The organism is Ralstonia flaminis (genome assembly GCF_958415495.1).
GTDB classification, from domain to species: domain Bacteria; phylum Pseudomonadota; class Gammaproteobacteria; order Burkholderiales; family Burkholderiaceae; genus Ralstonia; species Ralstonia flaminis.
The window spans coordinates 121993-135629 of record NZ_CATZLL010000012.1; the positions used below are offsets into that span (position 1 = coordinate 121993).

Genomic DNA, 13637 nt, shown 5'->3' on the forward strand with positions numbered 1-13637 from the left:
TGCCCGGTTCGCTTTTCACGGACACAACAAAAAAGGCAGCGCGAAGCTGCCTTTTTTGTTGGTGCTGCGCCAGCTTACTTGGCGCGGCTCTTGTACTCGTCCGTACGCGTGTCGATTTCGATCTTTTCGCCGATGTTGCAGAACAGCGGCACCATGATCGTGAATTCTTCGTTGTCGTTGATGCGAGCGGCCTTCAGAACCTTGCCCGACGACGTGTCGCCCTTGACAGCCGGTTCCGTGTAGACGATTTCACGAACCACCGTGGTCGGCAGTTCCACCGAGATGGCGTTCTCGTTGTAGAACGTCACTTCGACCTTCATACCGTCTTGCAGGTAGTTCAGCGCGCTGCCCATGGCGGCGGGCTCGACGTTGTACTGTTCATACGTGACCGGGTCCATGAACACGTACATCGTGCCGTCGAAGTAGGAGTATTCGGCTTCCTTCTTGTCCAGGATGACCTGATCGAGCTTGTCGTCGGCGTTGAACACCCATTCACCGCCTGCGCCCGACAGCAGGTTCTTGTACTTCATCTTGACGACGGCGCCCGAACGGCCCGAGCGGCTGTACTCAGTCTTGAGCACGACCATCGCCTCTGCTTCCTTGCCGTTGGGGCCCCACATGAACACGTTGCCAGCGCGGAGTTCTTGCGCGATTTTCAAAGCCATTTCACATTTCCTGAGAGAAGAGGGTTCGATGCGCGCCAAGCAACGAAGCACCGCGCGATACCCTCGGGTCGCGCGAACCAGGTCAAAGCCGGGGCCGCATACAAAGATCAGCCCGCTATTTTACCTGTTTTTCGCAAAATGCCACCAAATTCGCGGCAAGATCACCCAGATGCAACAAGGTGTGCTCCCAGGTGATCGCGCGGTTGCGCAGGGTCGGTGCGGCGGCCACAAGAGCAGGCCAGTCGAGCGTGTCTGGCCTCCCATTCCAGGCGTGCCAGAACGTGCGGAGTGCATTGGCTTGCGCTTCGGGCAGGGCGGGGGCGTAGCGCGCCAGAAAGGCATCCAGTTTGGTCAGGTGCACATCGTCGCTTTGCGGATAGATGTGCCAGATAAATGGCTGCAGCGCCCACTGCGCGCGCACAAAGGAATCTTCTCCGCGCACGAAGTTGATGTCGCAGGCCCACAAGAGTGGATCGTAGTGCTCCTGGGGAACAAACGGCACCACCGCGACCGTCAGTTGGCCGCGCGACCAGCGGGCACCTGCTTTGGCGGCGCCGGTGCTGCCCGGCAACTCGGCGATTTGCGTGGCGGCCAAGCCCTCGGGCACCAGGCAGATCACCGGCAGCGGGGAGGCCTCCCATTGGGCAACCAGCGTCGGCAATGCCGGGTTGGCATATGCGAACAGGCTTACGCGCAGGGCGTCGGGGTGTTCGCGCATCAGATCGTCCACGCCGAGCCGGTGCCACAACGCTTGGTGGGCCGCCGGGCTGGCGTTGAACGTTGCACGCTGGGCGCCTAGATGCGTTTCGCGCAGCACACCGCCCGTGTTGCGCGCAAAACCCGGGAAGAAGAAGTATTTGACCAGCGGCAGTTGTGGATGTGGCGATTGCATCGCGTGATACTCGGCCACCCAGTTCTCTGCACTGAGATATTCCAGGTTGATCCAGACTGGCGCCGTACCCTGCGATGCCAGCGCGGCCATGCCCTGCAGCATCGGCTCCGGAACGGCGCACGCGAAGGCGCCGATCACCACATCATGCGGCGTGGCGTGCGCATCGGCGGCGAGCAATGCGGCCACCTGCGCATCATCGCCCCACTGGCGGATATCGACGCCCGAGACGCGCTGCGCCTCGGCGGTTACGTCAACGGCGGGGCAGAGCTTTTCGAATGAGCGCAGGTCATCGACCCACAGCCGCACGGTGTGGCCGTGCTCCTGCGTAAGCTGCCGGGCAAGGCGCCAGCACACGCCGATGTCGCCATAGTTGTCGACGACGCGGCAGAAGAGATCCCAGGACGTGATGGTGCGCATACAGAAAGAGAAAGGCGAGTCGGGCGGGAAAGGCGGTGGGCCGACATTGTAGTCGGCGGCTTGTTCTACACTGACGCCCTCTGAGCCTGCGAACGTCATGCCGTCCGACCCCACGCCACCCGATTTTCCTGAGACGCCTGAGAGCGCCGAGTCCAGCGCGCCCGCGAATGTGCCTGATTTCGATGCGAAAGCGTACATCGCGCGCCTGCCCAACCTGCCCGGCGTGTATCGCTATTTTGATGCGCAGGGCAATGTGCTCTACGTGGGCAAGGCGCGTGACCTGAAGAAGCGTGTCTCCAGCTACTTCAACAAGACGCTGCTCTCGCCGCGCATTGCGATGATGGTGGCGAAGATCGCGCGCATCGACACCACCGTCGTGCGCAGCGAGGCCGAAGCGCTGCTGCTTGAGAACAACCTCATCAAGGCGCTGGCGCCGCGCTACAATATCCTGTTTCGCGACGACAAGTCGTATCCGTATCTCAAGCTCACGCAGCACGCCTATCCGCGCATGGCGTACTACCGCGGCGCGACGGATCGCAAGCACCAGTACTTCGGTCCGTTCCCGAGTGCGCATGCGGTGCGCGAGAGCATGCAGATCCTGCAGAAGGTGTTCCAGCTCCGCACGTGCGAAGACACCGTCTTCAACAACCGCACGCGCCCGTGCCTGCTGCACCAGATCCATCGCTGCAGTGGCCCATGTGTGCAGGCGATTAGCCCTGAGGACTACGCCCGCGACGTCGCCAACGCGGCCGGATTCCTGCAAGGTCGTCAGGACGAAGTCATGCAGACGCTGCAGGACAAGATGCAGCGCTATTCAGAAGCGCTTCAGTTTGAGCAGGCCGCCGTCGTACGTGACCAGATCGGCGCGCTGTCGACCGTGCTTACGCAGCAATCGGTGGAAGAGGTGGGGCAGGCCAGCGACATCGACATCCTGGCCGTGGCCATCAAGGGTGGTCACGCCTGCGTGAACCTGGCGATGGTGCGCGGCGGCCGGCATCTGGGCGATAAGGCCTACTTTCCGACTCACGTGGAGGATGGTGCCGCCATCGTTGGGGAAGACGTGGAAGCCGAGGGTGCTTCCGCAGCGGAATTGGCGCGCGATCCGGAGCGCATGGCCAGCGACATCCTCGAAGCGTTTGTCGCGCAGCACTACCTGGACCAGTTCGTGCCACCCGTGCTGGTGGTCAGTCACCCGATCCATGCAACGGAACTCATCGACGCGCTGGCCGAGCAGGCTGGGCGCCGCGTGTCTGTCGTGCGTCAGCCGCAGGGCGGGCGCCGTGCGTGGCTGGAGATGGCCGAGAAGGGTGCTGAGCTTTCATTGATGCGGCGTCTGTCAGAGCAAGGCAGCCAGCAGGCCCGCACGCGCGCACTGGCTGAGACCATCGGTATCGATCTCGAAGACCTTGCCGCGCTGCGCGTCGAGTGCTTCGACATCAGCCACACCGCCGGCGAGGCCACGCAGGCCTCGTGCGTGGTCTTCCACAGCCACGCCATGCAAAACGGCGAATACCGCCGCTACAACATCCAGGACATCACCCCCGGCGACGACTATGCCGCCATGCGCCAGGTCCTGACCCGCCGCTACCAGAAGATCGTCGAGCAGGCGGGCGAAGACACACCCAACATGCCCACCATCGTGCTGATCGACGGCGGCAAGGGGCAGGTGGAAGTCGCGCGGCAGGTGTTTGAAGAGTTGGGGCTCGACATCGGCTTGCTGGTCGGCGTAGCCAAGGGCGAAGGCCGCAAGGTTGGTCTGGAGACGCTGATCTTCGCTGACGGCCGGTCTTCATTGGAGCTGGGGCAGGGCAGCGCCGCGCTGATGCTGGTCGCGCAAATCCGTGACGAAGCGCACCGCTTTGCGATCACTGGTATGCGCGCCAAGCGGGCCAAGGCACGCAATACCTCGCGGCTGGAAGAGATCGAGGGCATTGGCGCCAAGCGCCGGCAGCGGCTGCTGGCGCGCTTTGGCGGCTTGCGCGGCGTGATGTCTGCCAGCGTGGATGAGCTGGCTACGGTGGAAGGCATCTCCCAGACCCTGGCCGAAGAAATCTACCGCCAGCTGCATTGATCGGCGACAATGCCCCATCTTGCCGCGCCGGCGCATGACCCGGCGCAGTAGTTGTTTTCTCGACTTGCCATGCCTTTCAATTTCCCGATCCTCCTGACCTGGCTGCGTGTGGCCATGATCCCGCTGGTGGTGGGCGTGTTCTACCTGCCGGACACTTGGATGGCGCTGCCCGCCAAGAATCTGACGGCCGCGGTGTTCTTCATCGTCGCGGCACTGACCGATTGGTTCGATGGCTTTCTCGCGCGCCGCTGGAACCAGACTTCATCGTTCGGCGCCTTTCTCGATCCGGTGGCCGACAAGCTAATGGTGGCCGCAGCGCTGCTGGTATTGCTGGCGTTGGGCCGTGTCTCGGACATCGTCGCGTTGATCATCATCGGCCGCGAGATCACCATCTCGGCGCTGCGCGAGTGGATGGCGCAGATCGGCGCGTCAAAGAGCGTAGCCGTCAACATGCTCGGCAAGCTGAAGACGACCTTCCAGATGATCGCGATTCCGCTGCTGCTGTTCGAGGGCAAGCTGCTCGACGTGATCGACGCGCATATGTGGGGAACCTGGCTGATTTACGTGGCAGCGGTGCTCACGCTGTGGTCGATGGCTTACTACATGAAGCTCGCCTGGCCGCAGATCCGCGAGCGCGCAAAGTGAGCCTGCAAAAACTCTCGCGCAAAAGTGTTGACGAGCGCGATTCTTTTTTGCCATAATCTCTTTCTCGTTGCAGCGATGTGACGAAACGGTCTGGCAGCACAAAAGTTGTACGGCAGTGCTGATAGCCAAAATGCGGGAATAGCTCAGTTGGTAGAGCGCAACCTTGCCAAGGTTGAGGTCGCGAGTTCGAGCCTCGTTTCCCGCTCCAGTTTGAAATATGTGGCCGTGTTGATGTGGTGCACGGCGGCATAACCGGTTACGCGGGAATAGCTCAGTTGGTAGAGCGCAACCTTGCCAAGGTTGAGGTCGCGAGTTCGAGCCTCGTTTCCCGCTCCAATCCCGAAGGGAAGCCTTGCTTCCCTTTTTCTTTATCGGCACGGCACAACGCAGTTCTTCACGAATTGCTACAATACGGTGCTCAGCCCTTGGCGGGGTAGCAAAGTGGTTATGCAGCGGCCTGCAAAGCCGTGTACGCCGGTTCGATTCCGGCCTCCGCCTCCAGAATGCAAAAAAGCCCCGACTGGTTCGGGGCTTTTTCTTTGGTATCGCGCCTAGCCGCGCGCTTTGACCGCCACCTTGCGCACCTCTGTTTCTGTTGCCCGAATCGTACGGCCGTCTCGGGCCACGGGCTGCATCGGCGCGAGCGGCTGTTCCGTTTGCTTGTCGACCAGTACGGAATGCCTCTCGCCCCGCGCAAACAGATGCGCTTCCCCCCATTGCCGCAGACCCACGACCAGCGGGAAGAGCGCCTCGCCCCTGGGGGTCAGAACGTATTCCTGATACGCCGTCCCGTCGGAGGCCGGGGCCACGGCAAAGATGCCGTGCTCGACCAGCAGCCGCAGGCGGTCGGCCAGGATGTTGCGCGCAGCACCGGTGCTCTTCTGAAATTCACTGAAGCGGCGCAGGCCGTCGAAAGCATCGCGCACGATTAGCAGCATCCAGCGGTCCCCGATCACATCGAGTGCGCGCGCGACAGGGCAGGTGGAGTCGTCAAAGCGTTTGCGTTGAACCATGGTCCATGGGCGGCGAATGGCCGCGTCGGTCAAGTGGTTGCATGATAAAACAAGTCTGCCTAGACTCATCTGGTTTTAATTTAAAACCAGATGGGGTATGCATGCTTGTCGATTCTCTTGCTGCTGATTCGCCCGGGGAGAAGATTGCTCCCGTGGGCGCTTTGCCACGGGCTTGGGTTGCCATGCTGGCGATGTGTGCGGCGGTCAGCGTGGCCAACGTCTACTTCGCGCAGCCGTTGCTCGATGCGTTGGCCCGCGACTTTGCGCTGAGCGATGCCTGGACCGGAGGCATCATCGGCGCAACGCAGGCGGGATGCGCGCTGGCGTTGGCGCTGGTGGTGCCGCTGGGTGACCGCTGGCCACGCAAGCCACTGTTGCTTGTTCAGCTTGTATTGCTGACTGCGGCGCTGCTGTGTGTGTGCCTCGCACAAGCGCGTTGGCCGCTGTTGCTGGGCATGCTGGGCGTTGGCCTGCTGGGGACGGCGATGACGCAGGGTTTGATCGCCTGTGCCGCTGCGTTGGCCTCGGTGAAAGAGCGCGGCCGTGTGCTCGGCGTGGTGCAAGGTGGCGTGGTGATCGGGTTGCTCGTCGCGCGGGCGGTGGCGGGCATCATCGCAGATGCCTGGGGCTGGCGAGCGGTGTATGCCGTGTCGGGGGGGATCTCGGTAACGATGCTGGCTGTGTTGTGGCGCTGGCTGCCAGCACCGCCGATAGCAGCTGTGCCCATGCGCTACGGCGCGCTACTCCGCTCGATGTGGCAATTGCTGCTGACCGAACGCGTGCTGCAGGTGCGTGGGTTGATCGGCCTATTGATGTTTGCAGCATTCAGCGTGTTCTGGAGCGCGCTGGCATTGGCGTTGAGTGCGCCGCCGTATGCGTTTTCGACGGCGGGTATCGGCATGTTCGGGCTGGTAGGGGCGGTAGGTGCGCTGGCGGCAGTACGTGCGGGGCGCTTAGCAGACCGCGGGTGGGCGCAGCCGGCCACTGCCGCCGCGCTGGGGTTGCTGCTGATCGCCTGGGTGCCGTTGGGGTTGGGTTTGCAGCATCTAGCCTGGCTCATTGTTGGCGTCATCCTGCTTGATCTGGGTGGGCAGGCCGTTCACGTGCTCAACCAGAGTTTGATCTTCCGCTTGCATCCGGACGCGCATAGCCGACTGGTCGGTGCCTACATGCTGTTCTACGCGGCCGGCAGTGGGCTGGGGGCAATGGCCTCAACAGCGGTGTATGCGTGGACGGGGTGGTTGGGCGTGTGCCTCTTGGGCGCGGGCATCAGCGTGGCGGCGCTGGGGTTCTGGGCGGCAACCGCGGCGTGGACGCGCCGGCTGGAGGTGGAAGCGCGCTAGCAATTCCCCTCTTTCGAGGGGTGTGCTAGACCGGTGTATACCCGGCGGGCCTGCCATTCGATAAGCCGAGTCCTATACTTTTCGAAGGGGTCTGCCTTGTTCTGACGTGGTGAAAAATGATAGAACACGACAGAACTTTGGCTCTGCGCCTAGGTTTTCACAATTGTTTGCAATATGACAGGGTTGGCCTTTTAGGATGACCTGGGCTCAAGTCGACATGTAAGGCATGTTGGTGGCCTGGGTAAGGTCTTGCGCGGGAGTCGGTGCCGCGCCGGAGGTGACCGGCGGATCAAACCATGATGCGCTGGTCCGGGACCCCGATCACAACGACAAAGGGAGCGAGCCGGCGTCCCATGTAGCGGCGGCGGGAGCCGGCTGAACAGCCGGGCCCGGAGCGGGGAAAAGGCAGTCCAGATGGCGATACGAATTGCCTCGGTAGAAGACAACCAGGCGCAATCGGAGTTGATTCGAGAGATCCTGGTTTCGTCCGGATACGAATGCGAGTCTTTCAATAGTGGTGATGCCTTCGTCAAGGCGCTGCGGGATCGAACCTTCGACCTGCTGCTGCTTGACTGGCAGTTGCCGGACATCAGCGGCATCCAGCTCGTGAGCTGGGTGCGGCAGACGGTCGGCCCTGCGCTGCCGGTGCTGTTTCTGACCAACCGTTCACTCGAGGATGACGTGGTGCGCGGGCTGGCTGCCGGCGCGGATGACTACGTCATCAAACCGGTGCGCCGCGCTGAACTGGTGGCACGCGTGGGCGCTTTGCTGCGCCGCGCCGCGCCGCGCACCAGCGAATCGCTTGAGCGCATCCGCGTGGGTCCGTATGCTGTCGACCCGATCGGACGTGTGCTGACGCTGAATGGCTCGCAGGTCGAGCTGTCGCCGCGGGAGTTCGACCTGGGGCTGTACCTGTTCCGCAATGTCGGCAAGCTGGTGCCGCGCGAGCTGATCGAGCAAGCCGTCTGGGGGCGCAGCATCGGCCCGGATTCGCGCACACTCGCCACCCACATCTCCAAGCTGCGGCTCAAGCTGGATCTCAATCAGAAGAATGGCGTGCGGCTTGTCTCGGTGTACTCGCATGGCTATCGACTCGAAACCACACAAGACGATGGCGAAGCAGGTTGAAATGTTTCGACGCAAAGGGCTCGGGCGCGCCGCGGTTGTCGGCGCGCTTGTTGTTTTTGGGGGCGTCTGGCAGGCGGCGGTTGCACAGCCTTCCGGCGCAGACGGCAGCGATTTCCTCTATCGCGTCCAGCCCGGCGACACGCTGATCGCCCTGGCAGACCGCTACTTGGATAGCGTCGAGGGGTGGCGCCTGCTGCAGCAGCGCAACCACGTCGCGGATCCGTACCGCCTGCAGCCGGGCTCTGTGCTGCGGATTCCCTTTGATCGCATTCCGGTGGTGCCGGCCACGGCGCAGGTCGTGTTTGCGCGCGACGCCACGACTGCCGACCGCAAGCCGCTGCAAGCCGGCATGAAGCTCGCAGAAGACGCGCAGATCGAAACCGGCGACAAGGGCGCCGTCACGCTCGCATTTGATGACGGCACACGCGTGACCGTGCCGCCGGGCAGCCGCGTGGCGCTGTCGCGTGTGCGTGCGTTTGCGCGCGCGGGGCTGATCGACGTGCGTGTGCACGTGAAGCAGGGCGAGGCCGAGTCGAACGTTTCGCCCAGGAAAACGGGTGTGGGCCGCTATGAGATTTCTACGCCTTCGCTCGTGACGGGGGTACGCGGCACGCGCTTCCGCGTGCAGGCAAGCGAGTCCGTATCGACCAGCTCCGTGCTCGAAGGGGAGGTGTCCACCAAGGCCGGCCGCCGAACGCAGGGAGTCAAAGCCGGGTTTGGCGTACAGGTCTCAGGCGGACACCTCAAGCGCGCGGCGCTGCCTGCGGCGCCAAAACTCGACGCCATTCCGGATCTGGTGCAGCGGCCGTGCTTCCGGGCGACGTGGCAGCCGGTGAAAGGGGCGGTTGCCTATCGTGCGGCCGTTGCGCGTGACGCCGCCTTGACCGAACTGAGTGCCTATCAGCACAGCAAGACGCCGGGCGCTACCCTGTGCGGTGACGAAGACGGCGACTACACATTGGTTGTGCAGAGCATTGACGCGCTTGGCCTGACCAGCCCGTCGGCCACGCGACCCTTTACGGTGCGCCTGCACCCGGAGGCGCCATACACGATTCAGCCTGCGAGCGGAAAAACCTATCGCAGCGGTGAGCTGGTGTTCTCATGGGCAACGGTGTCGGATGCGCGCAGCTACGATGTAGAAGTAGGCGACACGGAGACCTTTGCGTCGCCCGTTGTCCAGCAACGCGGGCAGGATGTGCGCGTGACCAAGGCGTTGAGCGCAGGCTCCTGGTGGTGGCGCGTGCGCTCGGTGGCTGAAGACGGCAAGACCGGCCCGTGGAGCGATGCGCTGCGCTTCCAGGCGCTCGATATTCCGCCGGGTGCTGTGCCCCCAGCCTCCGTTGATGCAGGCGACGACGGCATGCTGCACGCCCACTGGCCCGCACTCGCGCCCGAACTGGCAGCAGCCGGCGCGCGCACGCGCGTGCAGCTTGCCAGCGAGCCGACCTTTGCCAAACCGGTTGCCGACATCGTGAGTGACGGCAGCGAAGCCGCCATTCCGCAGCCGCCAGCCGGTACGTACTACATCCGCACGGGCGTTGACCTGGGCGACCCGGCATCGGTTATGTATGCCAAGCCGCAGCGCATCGACGTTGGTGCGTTCGTCGGCGATTCGTCGCGCAACCCCGTGCAGAGCGGCGGCGGCAATCTCTTGCTCAATGACTGGTCCGGTCGTACCAACCCTCGCTGACCCGATGCGAACAGCTCCGCATGGCAGGCTGCGCTCTTTGGCGGAGTGGGGCGTGCTGGTGCTGCTGGCTGCACTGCTGACGATCGGTGCAGTGCGCTGGAGTGTGGTCGAACGGCTGGATTCGGCGCTGTATGACACAGTGATCACGCTGCATGGGCATCCAGCGCGCGACGACATCGTCATCGTCGCCATTGACGATCAGAGCCTGGATGCAGTGGGCCGCTGGCCGTGGCCGCGCAGCCGTCTGGCCGATCTGCTGGCACGTGTAGGGGCGGCGCACCCGCGCGGAATCGGCGTCGATATTCTGTTTATCGAACCGGACCTCGCGCACCCCGAGGGCGATCGCGCTTTGACTGCGGCCATCGCCCAGGCCGGTCACGTCATCCTGCCTGCGCTGCCGGAACGAACGGAGCAGGGGCGCGTGTATCACTATCCGTTCCTCGGCATCGAGGCCACTGTCGCCCATATCAATGCCGCGGCCGATGCCGATAGCGTGGTACGCGGCATGTATCTGGCCGAAGGCCCACGCGGGCACATGCTCGACCACCTGGCGGTTCAACTTGCGCGGCTGGCGGCACAAGCGCCCGTGTCAACGCCAGCCACGCTCGATCTGGAAACTGACGCCAGTGGGTGGATGCGACAGGCGCATATCCGCCTGAACTTTGCCGGGCCGGCCGGTACCTTTCGGCATGTGCCTGCATTGGATGTGCTCAATGGTCGTGTGCCGCCCGAAGTCTTCGCGGGCAAGCTGGTGCTGATTGGCGCGACGGCTTCGGGTGTGTCGGATATTTTCGCCACGCCCACGTCGCGCACGATGAGCGGCGTCGAGGTGTTGGCCAACGCCACGCAAACGGTGCTCGACGGCAACGCCATCCTGCCGGTGCCGAACGGCGTGTTCTGGGTGATGACGTTGCTGCCGCTGCTGATGACCGCGTGCGCAGTCCGCTGGTTCACGCCACGCATGGCGCTGGCCGTGGCGCTGGCGAGTGCAGCAGTGTTGCTGCTGGGTGTGGTCGCTGTGCTGGTGCTTGGCAACCGCTGGCTGCCGCCGTTTGCCGCGCTGGTCGGGCCGTTGGTGCTGTACCCGCTGTGGAGCTGGCGCCAGCAGGAAGCCGCTTTACGTTTCCTGCGCGCCGAACTCTATCGCCTCGCGCGCGAACCCGGTGTACTGACCGATACTGCACCGCTCGCCCGCACGGGCCGCACGCTCGGTGCACACATGGATGCGGTGGCCTCGCTCATCGACAAGCTGCGCGGGCTGCGCCGCTTCCTGGCCGATGCGCTGGAAAGCTTGCCCGATGCCACGGTCATCTGCGCACCGGACGGAGCGATCCGCCTTGCCAACGGCCGCAGCGCGGGGCTCACCGGCCAACTGAGCACGCCGGGCCAGAACCGCGCCGCGGCGCTGCGTGACCTGCCGAGCCTGTTGACGCGCGCATTTTCCGATCCGACTGCGGGCCAACGTTACTGGGCGCAATGGTTGGCTGACCCCGACGCCAAGCTGGAGCCTGTCGAGCTGCATACACACGATGGCCGTTCGGTGCTCATGCACGCCGCCGCGTTGCGCGACGACGCCGGTCGCCCCGTTGACATCATCGTCAGCTTTGCCGATATCACCCCCGTGCGCCAAGCCGAGCGCCATCGTGAAGAGGCGCTGCGCTTCATCTCGCACGACATGCGCTCGCCACAGAGCGCGATCCTGGCGCTGATTGAGCTGCAGCGCGATGCCTCGCGCGCGCTGGATCGAGAGGTGCTGCTCTCCCGCATCGAGCAACTTTCGTCACGTACGCTGGAGCTGGCTGACGCCTTCATCGACTTGGCACGCGCCGAATCCCAGGCGCTCAAACTGGTGGACGTGGATCTGGTTGGGCTGGTGCTCGATGCTGCCGACGAGGTCTGGGCCCTGGCGAATCGCCATCAGGTCGAGGTGCGCGTGGAGGCGGACATCGAAGCGCCCGTGCGCGGCGAGCCGCGCCTGCTGGTGCGTGCCTTGGTTAACCTGCTCAACAACGCCATCAAGTTCAGCGCGCAGGGTTCGTTGGTGACGGTATCGGTGGGGGCCGACGAAGGGGCATTCACGGTGGCCGTGGCCGATCAGGGCGCTGGCATTGCGCTGGCGGATCAGCCAAGGCTGTTCCAGCCATTCCACCGCTTGCATGAGACGGGAGCCAACGCCCCATCGGGCAGCGGCCTCGGCCTCGTCTTCGTGAAGACTGCCATTGAGCGTCATGGCGGTCGCATCACCGTGCAGAGCGTACCGGGGCTGGGCTCCACCTTCACAGTCTGGCTGCCGCGCGGGCCGCTTCACCAAGACGCCTGACCACGCAGGCGTTTGCTCTTTCGGCAACCGCACACACGGTGCGGCTTCTGCCACTTTCCTTTTTCAATCATTTGCAATCCGCTTGTCTGGCGGCCCTACAGTTCATTTGCCGACCAGCACAACGTACTCGGGTGATGCACCCGGTCGAGAGACGGCGGTACCTGGGCGAGAACCGGAAGCGCAGGCAGAAGCGAACCACGCAGGAATGACCGGCGACCCAAGGTGCTACGTATGTTGAGCAAGACCGCAACCGATGTGCTGAACGAATGCGAATACGAACACCTTCGCATGCAACTGCACCAAGCCCTGCGCGGCAACGGGAATCTGCCGCAGGATGCACAGGTCTGGCTGGCTGGTCGGCGTTTGTTCGCTTCGCGCGACGAGGGCATCGGTCGGGTTGATGCGCGCCAGCGCGATGTCATTTGCAGTTGATTTACGTGAAGCAGTTGCATGCTGTGCTTCGCGGCCCATCCAGAAAGAGACCGAGCCATGAAGATCGGCCTGATCGACACACATATCGCCCGCCAACAGGCAATTCACTCCGCGCTGCAGCCGTCGCGCTTCGAATGCGTGCCGCTGTTTCTCTCCCGTCAGGTGTTCGAGGCCATCGATGTGCACGGCATCAACCTGCTGATGGTGGGTGCAAATGCACATGACATGCCGGGGCTGTCGCTGGTGCGCACAGTGCGCGAGCGTGTGGGGCCTGGCATGGCCATCGTTTATCTTGCTGACGGTCAGGCCGATGTTGAGACCGCCGACGCATTGAACCACGGCGCAGATCTGTGCTTCCAGGGCGATATTCGCCCGCCGGAGCTGCTGGCGCGTCTCGATGCGCTGATCCGCCGCTTTGCCGTCAGCCGTGCCGTGCGCGCCTCCGAAATTTGCCTGGGGCCCTACACGATCGACCGACAGAACCGCTCGATCCGCCTGCGCGATACTCAGGTGGCGGTGCACGCTCGCGAGTTTGAGTTGGCGTTGCTGCTGTTTGCAAATGCCGGGCGTGTGCTGTCTCGTGCAGATATTGAACTGGCGTTGTGGGGGCGTGAGCTGAGCCCGTACTCACGCACGCTTGACACGCACGTCTCCCGCCTGCGCAAGAAGTTGCTGCTGGGCACTGAGAATGGCCTGCGCCTGCGGGCGATCTACGGACAGGGTTTCTGCTTGGAGCGCGTGATGGAAAGCGTCGTTTGATGACGCAGCAGCGCTGAAAGCCCCCCCCCACACAAAACAAAGCCCCGCCTGTCGGGGCTTTTTTGTTGCTCGAATGGGAGCGCCCAAAGAAAAGCGCCCTGATACTCGGGACAGCAGCATCAGGGCCAAGTAGATCGCGGCTCTCTCTTCCGCGACCGGAGCGCACCCACGAGGGGTCGGTGCCTATTCAGGTTACGTGGCTGGCGCCGACACAATGCAAATCTTTATCAACACGCATCTGGGTACGGTAGCGCTGAATGTG

Annotated in this window: 11 protein-coding genes and 3 tRNA genes; 10 read left to right on the forward strand and 4 right to left on the reverse strand. The window is 63.5% G+C overall.

All coding sequences use genetic code 11. From position 1 onward, the window contains the following. Positions 1-74: 74 nt before the first annotated feature. Positions 75-659 (reverse strand): elongation factor P, encoded by a 585-nt coding sequence (gene efp, locus R2N11_RS18425; protein ID WP_199030085.1) that lies wholly within the window; start codon positions 657-659, stop codon positions 75-77. A gap of 121 nt (positions 660-780) precedes the next feature. Further along, entirely contained in the window at positions 781-1974 is a 1194-nt protein-coding gene (gene earP / locus R2N11_RS18430; protein WP_316681964.1) for an elongation factor P maturation arginine rhamnosyltransferase EarP, read from the reverse strand. A 97-nt stretch (positions 1975-2071) separates the two neighbouring features. On the opposite strand from earP, the gene uvrC reads away from it, so the two are divergent. The 5 genes from uvrC to R2N11_RS18455 all read left to right on the forward strand — a co-directional run bounded on the left by uvrC (position 2072) and on the right by R2N11_RS18455 (position 5191). Beyond that, complete coding sequence (gene uvrC / locus R2N11_RS18435) at positions 2072-4045, forward strand: excinuclease ABC subunit UvrC (protein WP_316681919.1); 1974 nt, start codon at positions 2072-2074, stop codon at positions 4043-4045. A 69-nt stretch (positions 4046-4114) separates the two neighbouring features. Beyond that, positions 4115-4690 carry a CDP-diacylglycerol--glycerol-3-phosphate 3-phosphatidyltransferase gene (gene pgsA, locus R2N11_RS18440; RefSeq protein ID WP_199030050.1) on the forward strand — a complete coding sequence of 192 codons (576 nt, stop codon included), beginning with the start codon at positions 4115-4117 and terminating at the stop codon, positions 4688-4690. Between the two features lie 132 nt (positions 4691-4822). Further along, a tRNA-Gly gene (locus R2N11_RS18445) sits at positions 4823-4898 on the forward strand. A 52-nt stretch (positions 4899-4950) separates the two neighbouring features. Further along, positions 4951-5026, forward strand: a tRNA-Gly gene (locus R2N11_RS18450). A gap of 91 nt (positions 5027-5117) precedes the next feature. Continuing rightward, positions 5118-5191: transfer RNA gene (locus R2N11_RS18455), tRNA-Cys, on the forward strand. A 50-nt stretch (positions 5192-5241) separates the two neighbouring features. On the opposite strand, the gene R2N11_RS18460 is transcribed toward R2N11_RS18455, so the two are convergent. Further along, the gene (locus R2N11_RS18460) at positions 5242-5703 is read right to left on the reverse strand and encodes a winged helix-turn-helix transcriptional regulator (protein ID WP_199030049.1); all 462 of its coding nucleotides are present in this window, start codon (positions 5701-5703) and stop codon (positions 5242-5244) included. A 101-nt stretch (positions 5704-5804) separates the two neighbouring features. Between R2N11_RS18460 and R2N11_RS18465 the strand changes: the two genes are divergently transcribed. The 4 genes from R2N11_RS18465 to R2N11_RS18480 all read left to right on the forward strand — a co-directional run bounded on the left by R2N11_RS18465 (position 5805) and on the right by R2N11_RS18480 (position 12184). Next, positions 5805-7046 (forward strand): MFS transporter, encoded by a 1242-nt coding sequence (locus tag R2N11_RS18465; protein WP_316681920.1) that lies wholly within the window; start codon positions 5805-5807, stop codon positions 7044-7046. Between the two features lie 414 nt (positions 7047-7460). Next, positions 7461-8174, forward strand: a complete 714-nt coding sequence (locus R2N11_RS18470; protein WP_316681921.1) for a response regulator transcription factor — start codon at positions 7461-7463, stop codon at positions 8172-8174. Beyond that, the gene (locus R2N11_RS18475) at positions 8158-9864 is read left to right on the forward strand and encodes a FecR family protein (protein WP_430715454.1); all 1707 of its coding nucleotides are present in this window, start codon (positions 8158-8160) and stop codon (positions 9862-9864) included. Before R2N11_RS18470 ends, R2N11_RS18475 begins: the two co-directional genes overlap by 17 nt. 4 nt (positions 9865-9868) lie before the next feature. Further along, positions 9869-12184 (forward strand): CHASE2 domain-containing protein, encoded by a 2316-nt coding sequence (locus tag R2N11_RS18480; RefSeq protein WP_316681923.1) that lies wholly within the window; start codon positions 9869-9871, stop codon positions 12182-12184. A gap of 225 nt (positions 12185-12409) precedes the next feature. On the opposite strand, the gene R2N11_RS18485 is transcribed toward R2N11_RS18480, so the two are convergent. Next, complete coding sequence (locus tag R2N11_RS18485; protein WP_199030046.1) at positions 12410-12700, reverse strand: hypothetical protein; 291 nt, start codon at positions 12698-12700, stop codon at positions 12410-12412. On the opposite strand from R2N11_RS18485, the gene R2N11_RS18490 reads away from it, so the two are divergent. Next, positions 12674-13375: a response regulator transcription factor gene (locus R2N11_RS18490; protein ID WP_316681924.1), complete on the forward strand. Its 702-nt coding sequence runs from the start codon at positions 12674-12676 to the stop codon at positions 13373-13375. The two genes, R2N11_RS18485 and R2N11_RS18490, sit on opposite strands and share 27 nt — an antisense overlap. Positions 13376-13637 lie beyond the last annotated feature (262 nt).

Bases quoted from the DNA above. Each gene is read 5' to 3' on its own strand.
- earP (WP_316681964.1), bottom strand. From the start codon at position 1,974: ATGCGCACCATCACGTCCTGGGATCTCTTCTGCCGCGTCGTCGACAAC.
- uvrC (WP_316681919.1), top strand. From the start codon at position 2,072: ATGCCGTCCGACCCCACGCCACCCGATTTTCCTGAGACGCCTGAGAGC.
- pgsA (WP_199030050.1), top strand. From the start codon at position 4,115: ATGCCTTTCAATTTCCCGATCCTCCTGACCTGGCTGCGTGTGGCCATG.
- R2N11_RS18460 (WP_199030049.1), bottom strand. From the start codon at position 5,703: ATGGTTCAACGCAAACGCTTTGACGACTCCACCTGCCCTGTCGCGCGC.
- R2N11_RS18465 (WP_316681920.1), top strand. From the start codon at position 5,805: ATGCTTGTCGATTCTCTTGCTGCTGATTCGCCCGGGGAGAAGATTGCT.
- R2N11_RS18470 (WP_316681921.1), top strand. From the start codon at position 7,461: ATGGCGATACGAATTGCCTCGGTAGAAGACAACCAGGCGCAATCGGAG.
- R2N11_RS18475 (WP_430715454.1), top strand. From the start codon at position 8,158: ATGGCGAAGCAGGTTGAAATGTTTCGACGCAAAGGGCTCGGGCGCGCC.
- R2N11_RS18480 (WP_316681923.1), top strand. From the start codon at position 9,869: ATGCGAACAGCTCCGCATGGCAGGCTGCGCTCTTTGGCGGAGTGGGGC.
- R2N11_RS18490 (WP_316681924.1), top strand. From the start codon at position 12,674: ATGAAGATCGGCCTGATCGACACACATATCGCCCGCCAACAGGCAATT.
- R2N11_RS18485 (WP_199030046.1), bottom strand. From the start codon at position 12,700: ATGTGTGTCGATCAGGCCGATCTTCATGGCTCGGTCTCTTTCTGGATG.